Annotated in this window: 19 protein-coding genes; 7 read left to right on the top strand and 12 right to left on the bottom strand. The window is 45.4% G+C overall.

What is annotated here, in order from left to right:
* Window positions 1-6: 6 nt before the first annotated feature.
* The 5 genes from QGP82_RS12050 to prfB all read right to left on the bottom strand — a co-directional run bounded on the left by QGP82_RS12050 (window position 7) and on the right by prfB (window position 3,394).
* Window positions 7-618, bottom strand: coding sequence for an anthranilate synthase component II (locus tag QGP82_RS12050; RefSeq protein WP_163661535.1), 612 nt, complete (start codon window positions 616-618; stop codon window positions 7-9).
* 28 nt (window positions 619-646) lie between these two features.
* Window positions 647-1,090 carry a diacylglycerol kinase family protein gene (locus QGP82_RS12055; RefSeq protein WP_163661537.1) on the bottom strand — a complete coding sequence of 148 codons (444 nt, stop codon included), beginning with the start codon at window positions 1,088-1,090 and terminating at the stop codon, window positions 647-649.
* Between the two features lie 267 nt (window positions 1,091-1,357).
* The gene (ybeY, locus tag QGP82_RS12060; RefSeq protein WP_163661539.1) at window positions 1,358-1,876 is read right to left on the bottom strand and encodes an rRNA maturation RNase YbeY; all 519 of its coding nucleotides are present in this window, start codon (window positions 1,874-1,876) and stop codon (window positions 1,358-1,360) included.
* The gene (locus QGP82_RS12065) at window positions 1,873-2,049 is read right to left on the bottom strand and encodes a DUF3285 domain-containing protein (RefSeq protein ID WP_006515811.1); all 177 of its coding nucleotides are present in this window, start codon (window positions 2,047-2,049) and stop codon (window positions 1,873-1,875) included. Before QGP82_RS12065 ends, ybeY begins: the two co-directional genes overlap by 4 nt.
* A 219-nt stretch (window positions 2,050-2,268) precedes the next feature.
* Window positions 2,269-3,394 (bottom strand): peptide chain release factor 2 gene (prfB, locus tag QGP82_RS12070; RefSeq protein WP_163696543.1). Its coding sequence is split into 2 segments (ribosomal slippage): window positions 2,269-3,318 and window positions 3,320-3,394, totalling 1,125 coding nucleotides; the frame shifts between segments, so codons are not numbered across the junction.
* Between the two features lie 91 nt (window positions 3,395-3,485).
* Between prfB and QGP82_RS12075 the strand changes: the two genes are divergently transcribed.
* A complete protein-coding gene (locus QGP82_RS12075) occupies window positions 3,486-4,127 on the top strand; it encodes a TenA family protein (RefSeq protein ID WP_163661543.1) in 642 nt (213 codons plus the stop codon).
* Here QGP82_RS12075 and QGP82_RS12080 read toward each other — a convergent pair.
* The gene (locus QGP82_RS12080) at window positions 4,103-4,654 is read right to left on the bottom strand and encodes a 2'-5' RNA ligase family protein (RefSeq protein ID WP_163661545.1); all 552 of its coding nucleotides are present in this window, start codon (window positions 4,652-4,654) and stop codon (window positions 4,103-4,105) included. The two genes, QGP82_RS12075 and QGP82_RS12080, sit on opposite strands and share 25 nt — an antisense overlap.
* A gap of 80 nt (window positions 4,655-4,734) precedes the next feature.
* Between QGP82_RS12080 and QGP82_RS12085 the strand changes: the two genes are divergently transcribed.
* Complete coding sequence (locus tag QGP82_RS12085; RefSeq protein WP_163661547.1) at window positions 4,735-5,001, top strand: YciI family protein; 267 nt, start codon at window positions 4,735-4,737, stop codon at window positions 4,999-5,001.
* A 64-nt stretch (window positions 5,002-5,065) separates the two neighbouring features.
* Window positions 5,066-5,551 (top strand): SsrA-binding protein SmpB, encoded by a 486-nt coding sequence (gene smpB / locus QGP82_RS12090; protein WP_163661549.1) that lies wholly within the window; start codon window positions 5,066-5,068, stop codon window positions 5,549-5,551.
* Here the strand turns inward: smpB and QGP82_RS12095 are convergent.
* The 6 genes from QGP82_RS12095 to tig all read right to left on the bottom strand — a co-directional run bounded on the left by QGP82_RS12095 (window position 5,548) and on the right by tig (window position 13,262).
* Window positions 5,548-7,086, bottom strand: a complete 1,539-nt coding sequence (locus QGP82_RS12095) for a peptide ligase PGM1-related protein (protein ID WP_499059324.1) — start codon at window positions 7,084-7,086, stop codon at window positions 5,548-5,550. The genes smpB and QGP82_RS12095 overlap by 4 nt on opposite strands.
* A 200-nt stretch (window positions 7,087-7,286) precedes the next feature.
* Window positions 7,287-8,072 (bottom strand): RNA polymerase sigma factor SigF, encoded by a 786-nt coding sequence (locus QGP82_RS12100; RefSeq protein ID WP_006515817.1) that lies wholly within the window; start codon window positions 8,070-8,072, stop codon window positions 7,287-7,289.
* Window positions 8,073-8,636: 564 nt separating this feature from the next.
* Entirely contained in the window at window positions 8,637-9,467 is an 831-nt protein-coding gene (locus QGP82_RS12105) for an alpha/beta fold hydrolase (RefSeq protein ID WP_499059326.1), read from the bottom strand.
* 76 nt (window positions 9,468-9,543) lie between these two features.
* Entirely contained in the window at window positions 9,544-10,890 is a 1,347-nt protein-coding gene (gene clpX, locus QGP82_RS12110) for an ATP-dependent protease ATP-binding subunit ClpX (RefSeq protein ID WP_163661555.1), read from the bottom strand.
* Between the two features lie 12 nt (window positions 10,891-10,902).
* Window positions 10,903-11,538 carry an ATP-dependent Clp endopeptidase proteolytic subunit ClpP gene (gene clpP / locus QGP82_RS12115; RefSeq protein ID WP_036018558.1) on the bottom strand — a complete coding sequence of 212 codons (636 nt, stop codon included), beginning with the start codon at window positions 11,536-11,538 and terminating at the stop codon, window positions 10,903-10,905.
* Between the two features lie 350 nt (window positions 11,539-11,888).
* Window positions 11,889-13,262, bottom strand: a complete 1,374-nt coding sequence (gene tig, locus QGP82_RS12120) for a trigger factor (protein ID WP_163661557.1) — start codon at window positions 13,260-13,262, stop codon at window positions 11,889-11,891.
* A gap of 885 nt (window positions 13,263-14,147) precedes the next feature.
* On the opposite strand from tig, the gene QGP82_RS12125 reads away from it, so the two are divergent.
* The 4 genes from QGP82_RS12125 (at window position 14,148) to rne (ending at window position 21,045) form a co-directional block, all read left to right on the top strand.
* Window positions 14,148-15,182 (top strand): aspartate-semialdehyde dehydrogenase, encoded by a 1,035-nt coding sequence (locus QGP82_RS12125; RefSeq protein ID WP_163661559.1) that lies wholly within the window; start codon window positions 14,148-14,150, stop codon window positions 15,180-15,182.
* A 215-nt stretch (window positions 15,183-15,397) separates the two neighbouring features.
* On the top strand, window positions 15,398-16,297 hold the full coding sequence (gene dapA, locus QGP82_RS12130; RefSeq protein ID WP_163661561.1) for a 4-hydroxy-tetrahydrodipicolinate synthase: 900 nt from the start codon (window positions 15,398-15,400) through the stop codon (window positions 16,295-16,297).
* A gap of 143 nt (window positions 16,298-16,440) precedes the next feature.
* On the top strand, window positions 16,441-18,312 hold the full coding sequence (locus tag QGP82_RS12135) for a ribonuclease J (protein WP_499059329.1): 1,872 nt from the start codon (window positions 16,441-16,443) through the stop codon (window positions 18,310-18,312).
* Between the two features lie 672 nt (window positions 18,313-18,984).
* Window positions 18,985-21,045: a ribonuclease E gene (gene rne / locus QGP82_RS12140; protein WP_163661802.1), complete on the top strand. Its 2,061-nt coding sequence runs from the start codon at window positions 18,985-18,987 to the stop codon at window positions 21,043-21,045.
* Window positions 21,046-21,050 lie beyond the last annotated feature (5 nt).

Raw genomic sequence — 21,050 nt, forward strand, 5'->3', positions numbered from 1 at the left:
AACCCCTTAGACGGTGGCCGGTACCTTCATCGGAATAGGACTCAAAAAGTTATGCAGGAGCCGTTTACCTGATTTAGTCAACACACTTTCAGGATGAAACTGCACTCCTTGAATATGAGGGTACTCGCGATGACGAACCCCCATAATCGTGCCGTCATCAACCCAAGCAGTGATTTCTAAACACTCAGGACAGCTCGCTCGCTCCACGACTAAGCTGTGGTAACGAGTTGCCGTCAATGGATTTTCAAGACCTGCAAAAACCCCCTGATTTGTATGGGTCACGGGGGATGTTTTGCCATGCATCAGTTCAGCGGCGGCTGTGACGATACCACCAAATACCTGACCAATGCTTTGGTGTCCCAGACATACCCCCAAAATCGGAATAGTTGGACCCAATTTTCGAATTATTTCCAAAGAAATGCCGGCATCGTCAGGAGTGCCAGGCCCCGGAGAGATTAGGATTCCATCCGGTGACAAATCACGAACCTGCGCCAATGTAATTTGGTCATTACGAAAGACACGAATGTCAGATGCAACAGGAAGCGTTTGTCCCAACTCTCCTAGATACTGAACCAAGTTGTAGGTAAAACTATCGTAATTATCAATGACTAAGATCATTGTTTGCCTAAAGCTCAATGAGCCTAGCTTAAGCGATCCCAGTATTCAACAGCACAAGTAGCGGTGGCAAGTATATAAATCCAGCCACAAGCAAGGCAGCCATAGCAGAGATCAGAACAGCCCCAGCAGCACAATCCTTTGCAATCTTAGCCAGCTCATGGTAGGTCTGGCCAACCGTTAGATCCACCACAGACTCTAAAGCTGTATTCATCAGCTCCATCACCAGAACAGCACTGATGGTAATAGCAACCACAGCGGCTTCAATTGCTTTGATGTGCAGCATTACTCCTAGAAACAACGCTACTAGACCAATGCCTAAATGAATACGAAAGTTTCGCTGGGTTCTGACGGCATAGATAATCCCTGCCCATGCATAGCGAAAACTAGTGAATAAATTCGGGGCAACCTGCCAAGCAGTTTTGCTTTCTTTCTTACTCTTAGGAGCAGTTTGAAGGTTAGAGGAAATAGACATGCACAAACCTTAAGAGGTGATGTATATTCAGTCAGCACAAAAAGCGCAAGACCGCTTAATTTAGCTAGCAGCCACCGCAAACTAAATGCCGGAGCTACTGCTTAGTCCATCAATAAGACTTATATAATCTTCGGACCTAATTAATCGAAGCCTGAAACTACTAAATAGGTTCCCGAAAGAATTATCATTTTGTCGATTATATTAACCTTTATCAAAATCTGTAATCGTATATTACCTATCCAGATTCAGGAAATATCACCTATCTTGCTAAAACGTCAAATCAATACACTTCAGAAGACTATGTTGCTTCTCTAGCATATTTTGAAGAGCCGCATCATCAGGATGATCCCATCCCAATAAGTGCAGAAGACCGTGGGCTGCCAGCCAAGCCAACTCCTGAATCAGGGAGTAATTATCATTGTGACGCTGCCGCTGAGCAGTTTCCACAGAAATAATCAGATCACCCAAGGGAATAGGCGATGTTTGATAAATGGTTTGAGCTCCAGGGATTTCCGTTTCTTGAGCCGCAAAGGCTAGGACATCCGTGGGCTTATCCTGGTGACGATATGTAGCGTTTAACTCTTGAATGGTAACGTCATTCGTAAGCAGAAGGTTAATCTCGTATCGACCTATGGGGGATGCCGTTGGAGCTAGTTCCCTAAGCCAAATATTAAACCAGGTTTGCCAAGCCGACGTAGGGGGTAAGTCCGGCTGCTTGGGTAAAAGCTCTGTCGCCTCTACCCAAAGCTCTACCTCGGGCACTAAAGTTTGAGTCAATGGAATCACCGGGTAAGGTAAGCCAAACCAATCAACACTCCTAGTAAGCCCATAGCGGTCAGAAAAAAGTGAAATAACGATTTACTACCTTTTTTGACCATATTGCGCATGGCTAGTTTGACGTAGCTGGGGGCAGGCTCCATGGGTTGTGGGTCTACAGAAGGCGGAGGCGATTGGGACATAGCTCTTAAGTAATAAATAAAAATGGTCGTTGTTGATCTTCGGGAGGATTTAATCTAAAAAATACTGATTTAAAGCAATCTTGTCAGATCGATTCATCCCTGAAATCAGCAACGGCTACAAACGCCTAGGCCATTAGGCTAAATATTGACGCAACAGGCTAGAACTAGAATTCTTTCAAACATTAAGTAATGTATCAGGTCTCACTATACCCCGGTCGACTACACGGTTGATTCTTGAGTAATTTGATTTTCTTGCTGAAGTAATGCCTGAATAAATGGATCAAGCTCGCCATTCATAACATCGTCAACTGCTGTAGTTTCAACATTTGTTCGTAGATCTTTCACCATTTGATAAGGGTGAAAGACGTAGTTACGAATCTGATTTCCCCAAGCAGCTTCTACCATGTCACCCCGAATATCAGCAATCGCCTGGGCTTGCTGTTCTTGAGCAATGACTAACAGCTTCGCTTTTAGTAAAGCCATGGCTTTTTCACGATTTTGCAGTTGCGATCGCTCCTGGGTACACCGCACAGACAGGCCTGTCGGCAGGTGAGTAATCCGCACAGCCGTTTCCACCTTATTCACGTTCTGACCACCTGCTCCCCCAGAACGGGATGTTTTAATTTCCAGGTCTTTATCGGGAATATCTAGCTCGATGGTGTCATCTAAAACCGGCATCACCTCAATGCCCGCAAAACTAGTCTGCCGCTTGCCGTTGGCGTTAAACGGAGAAATGCGCACCAGTCGGTGCGTCCCCTTTTCTGCCTTCAAATAGCCATAGGCATAGCGCCCATCAATTTCTAGGGTGGCCGACTTTAGCCCCGCTTCATCTCCTTTAGATTCTTCCACCAGCCTGATGTTGTAACCGTGCTGCTCACACCAGCGGGTATACATCCGTAGTAGCATTTCAGCCCAGTCCTGAGCGTCGGTCCCCCCTGCCCCAGCATTAATGGTAACGACAGCACTGTTCTTATCATAGGGACCCGAAAGCAGCTGTTGTAGCTCCCACTGGTCAAGGGCCTTGGCTAGATTTTGAGCTGTTTCTTGCGCTTCAGATAAAAGGGCTGGATCTGACTCTACTTCCAGTAATTCTGCAATGGTCTGAATATCATCAAGTTGAATATTCCAAGTATTGAGCTGTTCCAAATAAGACTTATATTCGTTCAGCGTTTGTAGTGTCTTCTGAGCTTGTTCTTGGTTATCCCAAAAGTCTGGTTGGGCAGCTACCTGCTCTAGGTCATCAATTTTTGCCTGAATAGCAGGCAGGTCAAAGATACTCCTGAGCTTTGCCCAGGCGATTAGTGAGCAGATCGCTTTCGCGTTTGAGGTCGGACAGGTCTAACATTAGGCAATGGGCTTAGACGATGAAAACCAATGGGGTCGTAGCCTATTAATTCTATAATGTCACCCGCAGTTCGACCGCTGATCCCTATCCTATGGTCCTTTCTTCCAAGCTTTGGCAAGACCACCTAGACCTGGCCAATGAAAGCCTTGCCCATCCATTTGTTCAAGGTATTGCAGACGGTACACTTCCCCAAAAGACCTTTGCCTACTATGTGGGTCAGGACGCATTCTTTCTAGAAGCCTTTGCCCGAGCTTATAGCATTGCAGCGGCCAAAGCTCCCACCTGGCAGAGCTTTAATGTATTTCATGATTTGGCGGCTGGGGTGTTATCAGAACTCAAGCTACACCAGAGCTATGCTCAAACTTGGCATGTAGACCTGACCCAGGTGAGCCCCGGAAAAGCTACACGGCAATATACGGATTTTTTATTGGCAACGGCCTGGGGTCAGTCTATTGGGGTCACAGCTGTCGCCATGTCGCCATGCATGCGTCTGTACGCCTATTTAGGTCAACAGCTCGCCCAGGGTGGCATTCCAGAGCATACCTATGGGGATTGGATTGCCACATATAGCAGCGACGAGTTTGAACCCTTAGCAGCTCAGCTAGAAGCCATTGTGGATGAATATGCAGCAGACAGTGCGTTGATTCGATCTACGTATCGCTATGCCATGGTCTGTGAGCGGGATTTTTTCCAGGCGGCATGGCGATATCAGAGTGAAGTTGAGAGTGAATAATTTTGATGAATTTGCCAACGGTGACCGTCATGACGCAGTAGCGTCAATTGTTGGGCTATGAAGTCAAACGCTAATGTTTTTTGTTGAAATTTTGGCCAAGCTTGGTGAAATGCCGTTTTGGTGAGATCTCTAAAGGCAACGGTAATGTGGGGACAGAAGTTACGATAACGGCGATCGACAACACCATATCTAGTTTCCATAAATATGGCTAAATCTTTTTGTAGGCTCATTAAATCTGGAACATGAACGACATCCACGTAAATGACGTTGGGAGGAAAGGCTCCGAAATTACGCAGTGCGATCGCAACCTCCTCCCTTCCCACAGCAAACCCCTTCAATCCCTCAGTCAACTCATCCATATCCCGCTCTTTAGGCCACTCAAACGGAGCCTGCAACGTAATGTGAGGCGGTGAATTAAATGCCTTACAAGAGTCATACTGTTGCTCAAAGTAGCCCTTAATCTCATTGACAGACGCTTGAATCTCCGATGGTGGCACCAGAGCAATGAAGAATCGCTGCGAATTCATAGGTTAGCCATTAATCTTTCTACAATGTATTTTGTAAGGCCTTAGTCCAAAACCAAGGCCACTATCTCCGAAGGTTGCTTATGGCCTGGTTTGTCAAAATTGAGCGTGGGATTGTCAATAAATCCACGTTTGACCAGTTTGTGCCTGCCCATGTTGACTACGTCAACGATTTAATTGCAAAAGGACACCAAGCCAAAACCGGGTATTGGGCTGAGCATGGCGGTGGCATGTTGCTTTTCCAAGCATCGTCTCTAGCCGAAGCCGAAGCCATTGTCAAAGCCGATCCGCTGATTGAAAATGGCTGCGTCGACTACGAACTTCATGAATGGTGTGTAGTGGTGGAATAGCCCGCTACAATAACAGACCCGAGGACTTCAGTATTTTTCATAGTTACCACAACGTTAAGTCAACATGGCGAAAACCAATAAAAAATCCCAGCCCAGTGACGGCTTCAAAGTCATGGCTGACAATCGCCAGGCCAGATTTACCTACGAAATCTTAGACAGCTATGAAGCGGGTATTGAATTAAAGGGCACTGAAGTCAAGTCTATCCGCGCTGGCAAGGTCAACCTGCGAGATGGCTATGCCCAGGTCAAAAACGGTGAAGTGTGGCTACTGAATGTCCATATTTCCCCCCACAACATGACTAACCAGGCGTATAACCACGAACCGCGCCGTCCACGTCGACTATTGCTGCACAAGGCTGAAATTCGTAAGTTGATTGGCAAAGTAGAAGAAAAGGGTCTAACTCTAGTCCCCTTAAAGCTCTATCTCAAAAAAGGACGCGTCAAGGTCAACATTGCCATTGGGCGTGGTAAAAAACTCCACGATAAGCGCGAGTCCTTGAAGCAAAAACAAGAAAAACGCGATATTGCCCGCATGATGAAAAATCGCTAGATCGTTTCTTTGTCTAGGGCAGCCACTACTTGCTTATAAATCTGCTCAGCTTCTTGGGGGGTATTTCCAATGCAGGTGAGGCCCAGCTTGCCATACTCCGAGAGGCAACCCATCAGGTGAAATGCAGCCCCAGTGCCAGCAATAGAATTAAAGTGCAACTGTTCAATCATGATGATATCCATCAGATCATTGGGCAACAGACCTTTGTACTGCTCCTTTTGTAAGTTATCAGACGCTCGATAATATTTGGGTTGCCCCTGGGGAGTGTAAAACTGGCCATCCTCCAGGTTATAGCTACCGTTGGTTAATAGCTGCAAAGCCATAAATGGGTGGGTAGTGCCCCCTTTACGCAAGTTAATTTCAATGGCATTTAAATCCCAAGTTTGATCCGCGTTCTGCACCGCAATAAAATCAACACTATACCTTTCAAGGGCTCCCTGTTTCGCCAAGCTTTCTCCGACGCGACGGCCCATTTCCTGCAATTCCAGCCGATAGGCTCCGTCTGCAGGAAAACGACAACCTAAAAAGATTTGGCCATCAGGGCCTCCTAAAATCTGGTCATGGGTGGATAGAATTTCGACTTCGCCAAAAGGGGTGATGTGACCTTGGACACTAGGAGAACGCTTAATGTCACCCTCAATGAACGCTTCTGCGATCGCACCTAGCTCTTCAATCTTGCGACTAAAGTGGTCCCAGGTTTCATACACATACTGAAAACGCATATGTTTCAGTGCTTCGTGAATCTTGACAACCCTTTGGCTGTGAGATGCATGGCCTGGAGCAACATCTTGCAACTCATCCAACAACAGCAAAGCATTTCCTTCCCCTGAAAATCCCTCATTCAGCTTGATCACAATACGTTTCAAGGTTGGCTGTTGCTCCCATAAATCAGCTGTGGCCACAGCCAGATCTTTGACACAATATGTAAGCTGACTACCTTGCGGATGGGGTACACCACAGACACCAAAAATTTCACGACTCCCAGCCTTAGTACCCAAATCCAACAGCGCTGGAGATAACGCCATTAGTGGAATATTCAATGTCAGCGCCAACTGCTGTTCCCAAGACGTAGAGTTAAAACAAACCATGTAGGCTTCCTCGGGAGAAAGACAATGGCGAATACGCTCCACCAAGCGTGGACGTTTCAAAATCTTTTCAGTCAAGGGCCGTTGTGACCCATCATAGGTAGAAAATAAATTCAGCCGGCTCTGAGCATGGGAGCTAGGAATACCTGGTAATAGCTCCAAATAGTAATCGACAATGCTAGGATGCAGCGGCTGCGAAGTGACATAGATCAGAGACGTATTAGGATTCCGCAGGTGCAGGAGTGAAAACAGCAGTCTCTCTTCATAGTGATGCACACCTTCCACCTTTCTCAATTCCTCTTGATCAAGGCTAAGGGAAGGCACCACCAAAATTTGCCTGGGAGCACGGTCAAAGCAATCTACAGGTTGCCAGCATGTCGTCAATTGAGCCTGGAGCTGACGAAATTTGAAATCATCTTTAATTTCAGAGTTGGCTAACTTAAATATCACGACTGCTCCTTAACCAACACAACTGGCTACTGAATCTGATTAACACCCCAACCATAGACTTACTATTTTCTTAATACAAAAGTAGCGGTGTGAAACAACCCTTCACACCGCTACTTTTTATCTATATCAAAACCGGATCCAAGAGAGGCAAAATTTTTGACACTCTTACAGGTTTAAACAACCTAAACGCAACCCAAACCCTAGGGATCTGTCTGCAATGTCTGGGGTTGCAAATAATTAATCATTTGATCAACTCCCCGTTGAATGCGACGAGTCACTGTCATCGGACTCACACCAATGCGTTCAGCCACCTCTTTACGGGAAAGTCCCTTAAAAAAGACAAATTCAATAGCTGAGCGGGTTTTATCCTCTAACTGACTGAGCGCCCGCTGCACTTGCTGACGATCTTCTTCTAGCGCTTGCAGAAGCTGATAATGCATATCCGGCAGGGTATCTCCCAGAGTAATTGTTGAATCAGTTTGATGACAAACAGTAGCGTCTAAACTCAGTGGCATACGATTCTTATTAGCCATTTTCACCTGACGCCACTCTTTAACCGAAATACAAAGGGCTTGAGCCATTTCATGATCAGACGGCTGGCGACCATATTGTCGAAGTAGATCAGCTTGTAGCTTCTGACTAGCCTTTTGCAAATCTTGCCAACGACGAGGAATTTTAACCGTAGATCCGCGATCCCTCAGAAAGTGAAGCATCTCACCTCGAATATAGGGAACCGCAAAAGAACTAAACGCACACCCTTGACTTGGATCAAACCGTTCAATTGCTCGAATCAAACCAAGATAGCCAATCTGCTCAAGGTCTTCATAAGGTTCAGCACACTGATGACTTACACGGTGCGCTATTTTTCGCACTAAACCTGCATTTAAGCGAACTAAATCATTACGCAACTTAATTGATGGCTGTTGTTTATATGCCATCAGCATCTCCATCCCGCGAGATCGAAGCGATGAGGTTTGAGTAGCCATAGTGTACTAAATATCCTGTGTTAGGGCGTTAAATCGTGATTTAAGTACATTGTCGGGATGTTGACTTAAGCCCACCATCGTTGGATTACGGGACTCGGACTATAAATTTCCCGAGAGACTCCGTATATTCACTCTGGCTGTTTAAAGTATTACTTCGAGATAGATATCCCCAACACACCCAGTAGAGTGCACTGATGATATCTAAGTCAGTAGATACTCTTAGGAATTATTTATTCATCAAAAATTATCGCCATGTAATTTTTCTTGCCTGATCGCAGCGACATTAATGCACTACAGCCAAACTTTAGACTTATACATATAGTTCTTGGAAAGAACCTAGAACGTTACCTAATCGTTACCTGAAATAATTAACTTTAGAAACTATGTGAGATATAAGCATCATAGACAGTCATATATGCCTATATTCAGCATTCCCATCAAGCTTTGTGTATGTAACTTTTTCTTTAAAAGAAATAATGAATTTAGACCATCCTCGTTACTCACTGAAATTTTGTTGCTCAAAGTTTTGAAGCACACTACAAATTTTTCAGCAGTATCTAGCCATTAATCAAGAAATGCTTTGACCACCGACAAATAGGTTGAAGCATCCTCCAACATGGGAAAATGAGCAGTACCCGGCACTTCTACATACTTAATATGCTTGCTCAAGGACGCCGCCTGACGCCCGAGCTGAGCAGGGGTAATCTTGTCATATTCCCCAGATATCATCAGCGTGGGTACGCTAATAGCTGAAAAGGCCCGAGGCATTGTTTCTGTAGCATGCTTACTGACAGAGGCCTTTAAGGTACCTAAGGCAGTTGCCATATCAGCTTGCAAAAAATCGTTAAGAAATATTTTTTTGTCAGGATAAGAAATATTTTTTTTCAGAAATCGTGCCATAAACATCTGAGGTGCAAAAGGAATATTCGCTAACCATGATGGGCGAAACATCACGACGTAGCTACCAAACCGATGAAAAGCTTGAAAGGCAAGCTCATCATATTCAAAAGCCCCATTGCACGTAAGAATTGCCTTATTCACGCGTTGAGAAAAACGAGTAAGAAAGTAAAGTGCTACTGAAGCCCCCATAGAGTGAGCATTTATAAAGACACGTTCCAGCTCCAAAGCTGTTAATAAACAATTAAGATCATCTGCAAAACTTTCCAGAGTTCCTAAATCAACTGTTGTCTTGACTGCAGCTGCGGATCTACCAAATCCACGCAGATCATATAGCAAACAGTCAAAATCATATTTCATTGCCTGAGCTGTACTTTCCCAATAACGGGCAGATCCTCCCCAGCCATGCAAAAACACTAGAGTTGGGCGACTTCCGGGTGAACCATCGCAAATCCATTCATAGTAATGGTTGACCCCATTAAGCTTTATATAAGCCATATAACCCTCAACACTCAGCTTTATACAGAGTGACATTCAGGCAGACATAAGTCAGGTATTCTCTGGTTTTAATTAATTAAGCAGATTCTGGTTTAGGTAATGAAGAGGGATGCATAAGCAACTCTGCGGTAGAGCGTTTTTCAACCATTTCTCGGGTAATTTGAAAACGCTTCATATCCTTCCTTGAAGGCAGCTCATACATCACATCCAGCATAATTTCTTCAATAATGCTACGCAGTGCTCGTGCACCGGTCTTACGCCGATACCCCTCTTGGGCAATCGCACGAATAGCGTCCGGCTTAAACTCCAAGCTCACATTGTCCATAAGCATGAGCTTCTGAAATTGTTTGACAAGGGCATTTTTAGGCTCTGTCAAAATTGCCATCAATGCTTCTTCATCAAGTGGATTAAGTACGGATATGGCTGGAATTCGGCCAATAAATTCAGGAATCATCCCAAATTTAACAATATCGTCAGCTTCTAAATTTTTGAGGACATCAGCAGCTCTCTTATCACGATTGAACTGTGTTTGAGGTTCTCCTGACCCTTGTACAAAGCCCATAGACTTTTTGCCAATACGCTGCTCAATAATTTTCTCTAAACCAACAAACGCACCACCACAGATAAATAGGATATTACTTGTATCAATCTGAATACAATCTTGGTAGGGATGTTTCCGTCCCCCTTGAGGTGGCACATTGGCAACAGTTCCCTCCAGCATCTTCAAAAGTGCCTGCTGCACACCTTCACCAGACACATCCCTTGTTATTGATGGATTTTCACTTTTACGAGCAATCTTATCAATCTCATCGATATAGATAATGCCGCGCTGAGCTTCTTCTACATCTAAATCTGCGACCTGTAATAACCGCAGCAAAATATTTTCAACATCCTCACCTACGTATCCCGCTTCGGTAAGCGTAGTTGCATCAGCTACAGCAAAGGGAACATCCAAAATTTTTGCTAATGTCTGAGCCAACAAAGTCTTACCTGAACCAGTAGGTCCAATCAAGAGAATATTAGACTTTTGCAGCTCGACATTCTCTTCACCAGGCCCACCCCCCGACTGCACATAACTTAGTCGCTTGTAGTGGTTATAAACTGCAACAGAAAGGACCTTTTTAGCCTCGTGCTGACCAATAACATGCTCATCCAAATAAGCTTTGATATCACGAGGCTTAGGAATTTGGTTTAGGGAAATATGTGACGGCGACTTTCGACTACGCTCAGGTTGCTGCTCTCGTCGAGGTGTCGGAGGAGTCACTGCAGAACTGGAGTCAAACAGTTCCTCATCTAAAATTTCATTACAAAGATCAACGCACTCGTCACAGATATACACACCTGGACCTGCTATTAACTTGCGCACCTGTTCCTGAGACTTCCCGCAAAAGGAACATTTGAGATGGGAGTCATATTTAGACATATCAGCCCTAACCTAGTGCGTTGACATCAAATCGGCGGTTGTATCGCGAGAAATCACGGTATCAATTAAGCCATAGTCAGCAGCCTCAGCAGCAGACATAAAGAAATCACGTTCAGTATCTTCTGCGATTCTGTCCAAAGGCTGCCCAGTGTGACCAGCCAATAGCTCATTTAACCGCTGCTTCAAGTACAAAATTTCCCGAGCCTGAATTTCAATATCAACTGCTTGGCCCTGAGCACCGCCCAGGGGCTGATGAATCATTATGCGGGAACTTGGCAAGGCCATGCGTTTCCCTTTAGCCCCACCAGAAAGCAAAAACGCCCCCATACTAGCAGCTAATCCAAAACAGATGGTCACCACATCCGGACGAATCTGCTGCATAGTATCGTAGATAGCCATCCCTGCGGTAATCGATCCTCCAGGGGAATTGATATATATTTGGACGTCTTTCTCGGGATCTTCGGAATCCAAATATAGCAACTGAGCCACAATTGAATCAGCCAGCGTATCGTCTACACCACTGCCAAGAAATACGATGCGCTCCCTCAGCAGGCGTGAGTAAATATCAAACGCCCGTTCACCTCGACCAGATTGCTCAAGCACTACTGGAAGCATACTTTTTGCTCCGTCAGTGCCACTGGACAACATGTGCCCAGACAAATCTGGTACTGTTGTACTCTGGCAGAGATGAAACATTGATGAATACATATATTGATTAATAGGCTCCCTATACATTATGCCTTATCCCTCAGTTGAGATGTGTGTAGGGAAGGCCCCCATACTCTAGCGAAAACCGACCAATTTCAACAGCCACCTGGCAGGATTTTTTGCAATCCTTTAATTGATTCCAACATTATTGGCAATGCAATCCCTTTCTGGGTAGTAACGCCCGCACCCGGCAACCTTATTATCTCTAAAAGAATTTGATCGGCTTAAGCCATGAGTAAACTCTATGATTGAGAAGGCTAACCTCAATCAATGGTTCTTAAACCAGACGACTATTCTTCCTCCAAAGTAGCCGCTGTTTCAGTGTCAGCTTCTTCATTGGGAGCCAGAGTACCTTCAGGCACAAGCTCAACACTTGCGTTCTCTGAAAGCCAAGTCAAAATCTTTTCCTTAAGAAGATCCTCATTTACCACTTGCTTCAAACGATCTTGATCAATTTTTGTCGGATCGTCTACTTCAGACATCATTTCTTTCATGCGAGTAGTCACAGCATCCTCATCAACGCTGATGGATTCCTGCTTTGCAACTTCTCCCAAAGCAAGCGTGCGACGTAAACGTTCGGTTGCTTCAGGCTTTGCATTTTCACGCATATTTTCGACCAGCTCCTTGGTCAAAAATTTATTGATATCAATACCTTGATTAGACAGCTGCATCACTGTCTGGGTAACGATATGATCTACTTCCCGCTGCAATAAGGTTCTGGGAATTTCTACCTGTAGGTGAGTAACCAGCTCATCTAGAAGGGCTGTTTCTGTATTGGCCTTAGTCGCATCCTCCGCCTCTTTCTTAAAACGCTCTTCCAAGGACTGCTTTAATTCTGCCAGAGTTTCAAATTCACTGACCTCTTGCGCAAGATCATCATCAAGATCAGGGAGTTCGCGCTCCTTCAAGTCATTTAAGGTGATGCTGAAAACAGCAGGTTTACCAGCAAGATCCGCCTGAGGATATTCATCTGGGAATGAAACTTCGACATCTTTAGTTTGGCCCAACTCCATGCCAACAATGCCTTCAACAAATCCTGGAATAAAGCGGCCTTCTTTAATTTCAACCTGAAATTCGCTGGCAGAGCCTCCTTCAAATTCTTCAGGTTCTTTACCGTCTTCAACAATTTTGCCGACGAAATCAACTACAGCGACATCCCCTTCCTGCGCTGTTCGATCTTCGACAGGGACCAGGCTGGCTAGATTTTGCTGATAGCTCTCTAAAGTTTCAGTGATTCGATCCGCACTGTAAGCAATTTCCTCAGCTTTAACCGATAGACCTTGATATTTATCAAGTTCAGCCTGAGGAGGAACATCTACTGATGCGGAAATAGTTAAAACTTTACCTGGCTCAAATTGCTCAATTAAGGATTCGAAACCAGAGCGCAGTTGATAATTGCCTAATGCTTCAATTTTTTCTTGAGAAATCGCCTTATCAATAGCAGTTTGGACTAACTCTTCAAGAGCAGCAGCTTTGAGCCTATTTGCTCCCAACTGCTGTACCAGGATCTGACGAGGCACTTTGCCTTTACGAAACCCAGGGATATTAGCCGTCTTCATATACTTACGTAGCGTCTGCTCATAAGTCTGCTTAGAGATATCTGCAGGAACTTCTATTTCTAAGCCAACCTGGCTATCGGGCAGTTTTTCCTGGGTAACTTTCATTTCGGCTTTTTGTTCTTATTGATTGGGTTGCGCAGCAGGTTTTACCACAAACTGACTTTGTAAAGTTTTGCTCCATTAGAGGGACAGCACTTTTACATCTCAGTCGAGTGCTGTCTTGTGACTCAAGATGCAGCACCATCTTTATTTGGCTAAAGTATCGTGGCTGTGTGAAGAACACCTAAAAAATTCAACGCTCAAAGCATGAGCTGCGAGCGCAGTTAGCTATATTACCTGATTATTCCTATATCGAAGCGTTGACTCTTAGATGCCTTGTTAAGAAGTTTAGCCTTTTTGCTTAATTTCTTACCTGCCCACACCAGCAAGCCGCACTGAATATTAACTATTGGCCAACATTAAGGCAGGGCTAAATGGGTGTAGTATCATAGGCGAGTATTCATGATTGCTATTTGTAAAGCACCCAAGCTTTATTACATGGTGCCTTTAGCTTGGGTGCTTGTAGGCCGGTTGACTTCAACCGGATACAGCCATGGCAAATTGATTTGGGGACATGGGAGCAATTTGTAGGGAGAAGTAAGCTGAACCGCTAATTGTTTTAGGAGTACTAGTGTTTCCCTTTTGGACTGTGTTTGAGTTAGGCTCGAAAACTAACCCATTACTTTTACTGAGTAAGACACAAGGCTGAATAAGACACAAGGGATTATTTGGCAATCTGGCCATTCTAGAGATTCCTGTTTTAGCTTTGGTATCTTTGTATAAATGGAACTCTACTGTATGGTTCAGCGGTGGGCTTAGGGATCTGAAAAGAATTTAGAATTTATTTGTAGGCATTGTCTCGTTCGTTAAAAGTTAAATCAGGCTTATTTTCTATTTTAATGATTATTGTTTGTGCGCAAGTTTTATTAATAAATGAGGAGGTTAGATCTTTTGCCTGAAGCGTATCATGTAGCGATTATGGGGGCTACAGGTGCCGTTGGCACCGAACTGCTAGAGCTTTTGGAAGAGCGTAACTTCCCTGTTCAGGAGTTGACTCTTTTAGCTTCTCAGCGCTCGGCTGGGAAGGAGCTATTCTTTAAAGGGAAACCTATTAAGGTTAAAGCTATTAGCGATGTAGATTTTGCTGATATTGACCTAGTCCTTGCCTCTGCCGGGGGTTCTGTTTCTAAAGAATGGGCACCTAAAGCGGCTACAGCAGGTGCTGTTGTTATAGATAACTCTAGTGCGTTTCGCATGGACCCAGATGTCCCTCTTGTGGTACCTGAGGTGAATCCTGAATCTGCGCTCAATCACAAGGGAATCATCGCCAATCCCAATTGCACCACCATATTGATGAGTGTGGCCCTTTGGCCATTACATCAGCATCAACCGATGGAACGCATTGTAGTTGCAACTTATCAATCTGCCAGTGGAGCGGGAGCTCGGGCAATGGAAGAGGTTAAGCAGCAAGCTCAGGCAATATTACAGGGTGAAGAGCCTCCAACTGAGTCATTTCCATATCCACTGGCATTTAACTTGTTCCCTCATAATTCACCACTCAATGACCAGGGATACTGCCAAGAAGAAATGAAGATGGTGAATGAAACTCGTAAGATCTTTGGGGTTCCTGGTTTGCGTGTGAGTGCAACCTGCATAAGGGTCCCGGTTTTACGAGCTCATTCAGAAGCCATAAATATTGAATTCACACAGCCGCTCACAGTGAGTAAGGCATTAGACCTGTTGCAAACAGCACCTGGTGTAAAGGTAGTTGAAGATTGGCAGACTAATTATTTTCCAATGCCTATGGAAGCTAGCGGTCAGGATGATGTGTTAGTTGGTCGAGTTCGTCGTGATCTTTCTCATGATCATGGCTTAGAGCTTTGGCTCAGTGGTGATCAAATACGAAAGGGGGCAGCTCTCAATGCCGTTCAAATCGCTGAACTCTTAGTGGATAAGCAAGCTCTGAAACCAAAGGCCCTAGCCTAGAATAAGGCTGTCATCTGAATTGGTTGTTAGTCTTCGGAAAGTTAAAAGCTTTGTAGTCAAGCCTTATGGGGAGCTTGAGCAGGTAATAGTTTATAGATTCTGTAATAGGAGGTTCCAAACGGCCATGCCAATTGGCAGGGTTGTCAATTAATCCTTTGAAGATAGGATTTTATTAAGTTTTCTGTATGATGTGATGTAGTGAGGATAGATAGGACGTGACATATTTTGGGCGAGTACTCACGGCAATGATTACCCCTTTTGATCAGGCAGGAGCCGTCGATTATGAGTCTGCGCAGCGGCTAGCATCCCATCTGGTCAGTCACGGTACAGATACTATCGTTGTATGTGGTACCACAGGAGAATCTCCCACACTTACGTGGGAAGAGGAATACAAGCTTTTTCAAGTCATTAAAGCTGCTATCCAGGGTCACGGCAAAATTATTGCTGGCACTGGCTCGAATAGTACGACAGAGGCTATTGAAGCAACCAAAAAGGCAGCTGAGCTAGAGTTAGATGGGACACTTCAGGTAGTTCCGTACTATAACAAGCCTCCTCAGGCTGGATTACAGAAACACTTTAGTGCGATCGCAAACGCAGTCCCCGACTTACCTGTGATGCTTTACAACATCCCAGGACGCACCGGGCAAAATTTGGCAGCGTCTACCATTGCCAACTTGGCAAAAGTGCCAAATGTCGTCGCGGTCAAAGAAGCTAGTGGTGACTTAGACCAAGTAAGCGAAATTCGTCGGCTGACCGCATCTGATTTTGACATTTATTCCGGGGATGACTCCTTAACGCTACCCATGCTGTCAGTAGGAGCCACAGGTGTTGTCAGTGTTGCCAGCCACCTCGTGGGAGAATCTCTACAGCAAATGATTCAAGCCTATGAGCAGGGTCAAGTGGTGGCAGCGCGGGATATGCATCTTAAATTACTGCCCTTGTTTAAAGCCCTATTCGCAACCACCAATCCCATTTTGATTAAAGCTGCCATGCATCTTCAGGGATGGTCTGTAGGTACCTGCCGTTTACCTCTAGGTGAAGCTCCGGCTGAACTCAGCAATGAACTTAAAGGTTTAATGGCTGAATTAGATTTACTACCCGTAGCCGCTGCATAGACCTAGCACTGCTTCAAATATCTGAAAGCCACAAAACTCAACTTTTTAGATATCTATTCCCCTGTAGTTAACGCTTCAGACTTTACAGCACATCTTTACTAAACGTTTTCAGACAATTTTTTTGACCTTTCATTAAGGAACTCATGCGCCAACGATCTAGAACAAGCCAACGATCTAGAACTACTGCAAAAAGTAGCAACCAGTCTGATACTCCTAGAATTAAGGGCACTTCCCCTGTGCCATCTCCCAGTAATACCAAAACAATAGAGAAAGACACTCTTAAAATCATTCCCCTAGGCGGATTACATGAAATTGGTAAAAATACCTGTGTCTTTGAAATTAATGATGAAATCATCCTGGTAGATGCAGGCCTAGCATTTCCATCCGATGAAATGCATGGCGTGAATATCGTGCTACCTGACGTTACCTACCTCAGGGAAAATCATCATAAAATTAAAGGCATGATTGTCACCCACGGTCATGAGGACCATATTGGTGGCATTGCCTTTCATCTGAAGCAGTTTGACATTCCCATTATCTACGGCCCACGGCTGGCTATGGCGCTGCTGGCTGACAAGCTAGAAGAAGCCGGGGTAGCTGATCGCACCGAATTACAAACAGTCCAACCCCGTGACACCGTTAGGCTAGGTCAATCCTTTGTAGTGGAATATATCCGTAATACCCACTCAATGGCCGACAGCTTTACAGTAGCCATTCGCACACCAGCAGGCACTGTTATTCATACAGGTGATTTTAAGATCGACCATACTCCTGTAGATGGTGAATATTTTGATTTCGCCCGATTAGCTGCCTATGGAGAAGAAGGTATTCTGTGCTTAATCAGCGACTCTACAAACGCTGAGGTTCCAGGTCATACCCCTTCTGAACGGTCAGTATTTCCAAACCTAGATCGTGCCTTTAGTGAAGCCAAAGGTCGTCTCATGGTGACGACCTTTGCGTCCTCAGTGCACCGAGTCAACATGCTACTAGAGCTCGCACAAAAGCATAAGCGCTCGGTGTTCGTGGTCGGACGGTCCATGCTCAATGTGATAGCTCATGCCCGCAGCTTGGGTTATATCAAGTGTCCAGACAATTTATTTAAGCCCTTAAACGCCCTGAATGGCTGCCCTGATGAACAGGCAATGATTCTGACAACAGGCTCCCAGGGAGAGCCTATGGCCGCACTTACGCGTATTTCTAATGGTTCCCACCGCCAAATCAGGGTACGTAGCGGAGATACGATTATCTTTTCAGCCAACCCTATCCCTGGCAATACCATAGCAGTCGTCAATACTATTGATAGACTGATGGCTCAGGGTGCTAATGTTATTTACGGCAAGAGACGAGGACTACATGTATCTGGCCATGGTGCTCAAGAAGACCAAAAGTTGATGCTGGCCCTGACTCGCCCGAAATACTTCTTACCTGTCCATGGTGAGCATCGTATGCTAGTTAAGCATGCGGCTACTGCTCAAAGCATGGGGATACCTGCAGAGAACATGGTCGTCATCCAAAACGGCGATATCGTGGCTGTTGATAAAAAGCAAGGTATCCGGATTGCTGGCAAAGTTTCTTCAGGTATTGAATTAGTGGACTCATCCCGCAATGGAATTGTCGGACGGACAGTATTGAAGGAACGTCAGCAGCTAGCAGAAGACGGCATCATTACGATATCGACTACTGTAGACAGTAATGGCAAGTTATTGACCCCTCCTGCAGTACATCTACGCGGTGTGGTTACCAAGCACTCACAGGCCGATTGGGATGCCAAAGTTTACCAAGTAGTCACGGCTGGACTACGGGGTCGTTGGAACGAAGTCATTGATACCTCTGGGAATCAGCGGGTTATTCGATGGGATGGATTACGTTCACGCTTAGAGGAGGAGGTTCGTCATTTTGTCCGGCGTGAGCTCCCCAAACGTTACCCCTTAATTGTTTTCCTCATGCAGCCCATTGATACGACAACGCCTTTGGAACCAGCACAGCCAATAAAAAAACGAGTTGTCGCTGTTTAGTATTAGCTATCTAGTATTAGTAGCAACGTAACTCCAAGTCTTTGAGGTGGATATTGCCATCCACCTCAAAGACTTATTTTTATGGGCTTTAGATATAGCTTGGCGCACATAGTTCACAACATCAGTCATGACTGGAAGCTATGAATAGCAAAAGCTTGACACTCAGCAAACAGCTGAACGCATTCAGCTGTTTGCTATAAATCTGCATAACGGCAACTATATTTTCTCTGAAAAAATTTAAATAAAAAGTCCAAAATCCTGGCCATATGGGCAGGCTCAAGCTATAATCCATTGCAACTGAAGCTGTCATAGGATAACTACAGAGCTTGTTAGCTGCAGCTCAACCAACGGCGAGTACTGACCAGTTCCGCTTCTGTCAGAACACTTGCGATTGCAACGTACCAGCGACGCTTACGGTCTGTCTGAGGCCCCAGTACTCTAATCGGATTTATCTAAACGTTACTTCTAGCTGCTAAGCAGTGAAGTTTTTGGATTCCTGCGGTTTGCTCTGTAGCCTGCCCATGGCCTCACCAGAGCCCGGTTGACTTTAACTGAGGTGCCAGAGGGTTTAGGTTAGGGCGGCTGTCTTAGATTTGAAGGATTAATCGTTGAGCTTACGTAAGCCGACCCCGGTGAATATGGGTTGGCTACATGGGTTTTTGAGGAAATTGGATGCCTAAGCAGATCATTATTGCGGAGCAGCATCGTACTGCCGCCGTTTTTTCGGAAGATCAAATTCAAGAGTTAATTGTGGCTACCGGTAGCCACCAGGTTGGAGATATCTATGTAGGTACGGTTGAAAACGTACTGTCAGGCATTGATGCCGCTTTCATTAATATTGGTGATAGTGAGCGCAATGGCTTTATGCATGTGTCCGACCTTGGGCCACTAAAACTAAAGAGAGCTCCGGGGCCTATTACTGAGTTAGTTGCACCTAAGCAGAAAGTGCTGGTGCAAATTATGAAGGAGCCTACAGGAAATAAAGGTCCTCGACTGACTGGGAAAATCACTCTCCCAGGACGATATCTGGTGTTAATGCCCTATGGCAGAGGGGTTAACCTATCTAGACGAATTCGTAATGAGGCTGAGCGCCATAGGCTACGGGCTTTAGGTATCTTGACAAAGCCACCAGGTATGGGGCTACTGGTACGTACTGAAGCTGAGGGCGTATCTGAAGAAGCTATTATTGAAGATTTGGAAGCGTTGCAAAAACGCTGGGAGATGATTCAGCAAGAAGCCATGGCCACCAGACCACCAGCCTTGCTGAATCGGGACGATGATTTTATTCAGCGGGTTTTACGGGATGTTTACAATGCAGACGTCAATCGCATTGTAACTGACTCAGATATCGGTATGCAGCGGGTGAAACAACACCTATCAAGCTGGAGTGATGGTCGCTTACCAGCTGGAGTATTGGTCGATCATCACCGAACTGAGTCTCCGCCGATTCTAGAATACTTCCGCGTTAATGCAGCAATTCGTGAAGCGTTAAAGCCACGAGTCGATCTGCCATCTGGTGGATATATCATTATTGAGCCCACTGAAGCTTTAACCGTCATTGACGTTAACTCTGGATCATTTACTCGATCAGCAACTGCACGGGAAACCGTTCTTTGGACTAATTGTGAAGCGGCTGTGGAAATTGCCCGACAGCTACGTCTGCGGAATGTGGCAGGCGTTATTGTGATCGATTTTATCGACATGGAATCCCGGCGTGATCAAATGCAAGTCCTAGAGCATTTTGGTAAGGCACTACAGGCTGATAAGGCCCGTCCTCAAATTTCCCAGCTATCTGAACTAGGACTGGTAGAGCTGACTCGAAAACGTCAAGGCCAGAATATTTACGAGTTATTTAGCTGCCCTTGTACCGCCTGTGGTGGACTGGGTCATCTTGCTCAGTTACCGGGCGAAGCTCCTGTAGAAGTGCAACAATCAGCAGTAGCGAGTCGTGTTGTACCGATGCCAAGTGTTCGTATGGCACGCCAAGAACGTTCGGATAGCTTGGAGCCCGAGCAAAATCTGAAGTCTCTCGATTTGGTCAATCATCCTGACTATCACGATAAAGGTAACGGTCGCAGCAGCCGCCGCCGCCGTCGTCGTGGCAATGATAGCCCCAGCAGCACTCGCAGCGGTCGGTCAATCACAACTCCACCTAAATTAGTCAATAACGGCAGCAACGTCAGCTCTATTGTTGGTTCTGCTCCTATTTTGGCCACTAATGGAGACAGTTCCCGAGACGAGCTATCGACAACAGAGACAACCTCAACTCGTGGTAAACGTTCTCGTGGACGTGGACGTAAACCCGAAGTGCCCCCTCAGGTGGTAACCGTCGCCCTGACCCCTAATGAACAAAGAATCTATGCAGAAATGGGGATTTCTCCTTTGGTGTTAAGCCAGGAGGAAATCCAAGATACAAAAAACGTAGTGGTATCTGTCGTACTTCCTGGAGAGACTTCTACATCAGTGGATTCCAGTCAACTTCAGCCTGAACACTTTGATACTATGCTGGTTAAGAGTTTAGGGTCTGAGGAGACTCAAACTGATATGACTAGCGTGTCTGCTGAGGTTACTGATTCAATCAGTACAGATGCTCCGCTAAGTACACCAGACCAGTCTGATGTTGTCCCTGAGGATATTACTGAAGCTTCTCAAAATTCACCAGAATCAGAAGAACCTGAAACACCTCCCACTCGTCGCCGTCGCCGTCGCCGCTCGTCTGCCACGGTGGGCTAGGGTTC

Source organism: Leptothoe sp. LEGE 181152 (genome assembly GCF_032906605.1).
Classification (GTDB): domain Bacteria; phylum Cyanobacteriota; class Cyanobacteriia; order Phormidesmidales; family Phormidesmidaceae; genus Leptothoe; species Leptothoe turfae.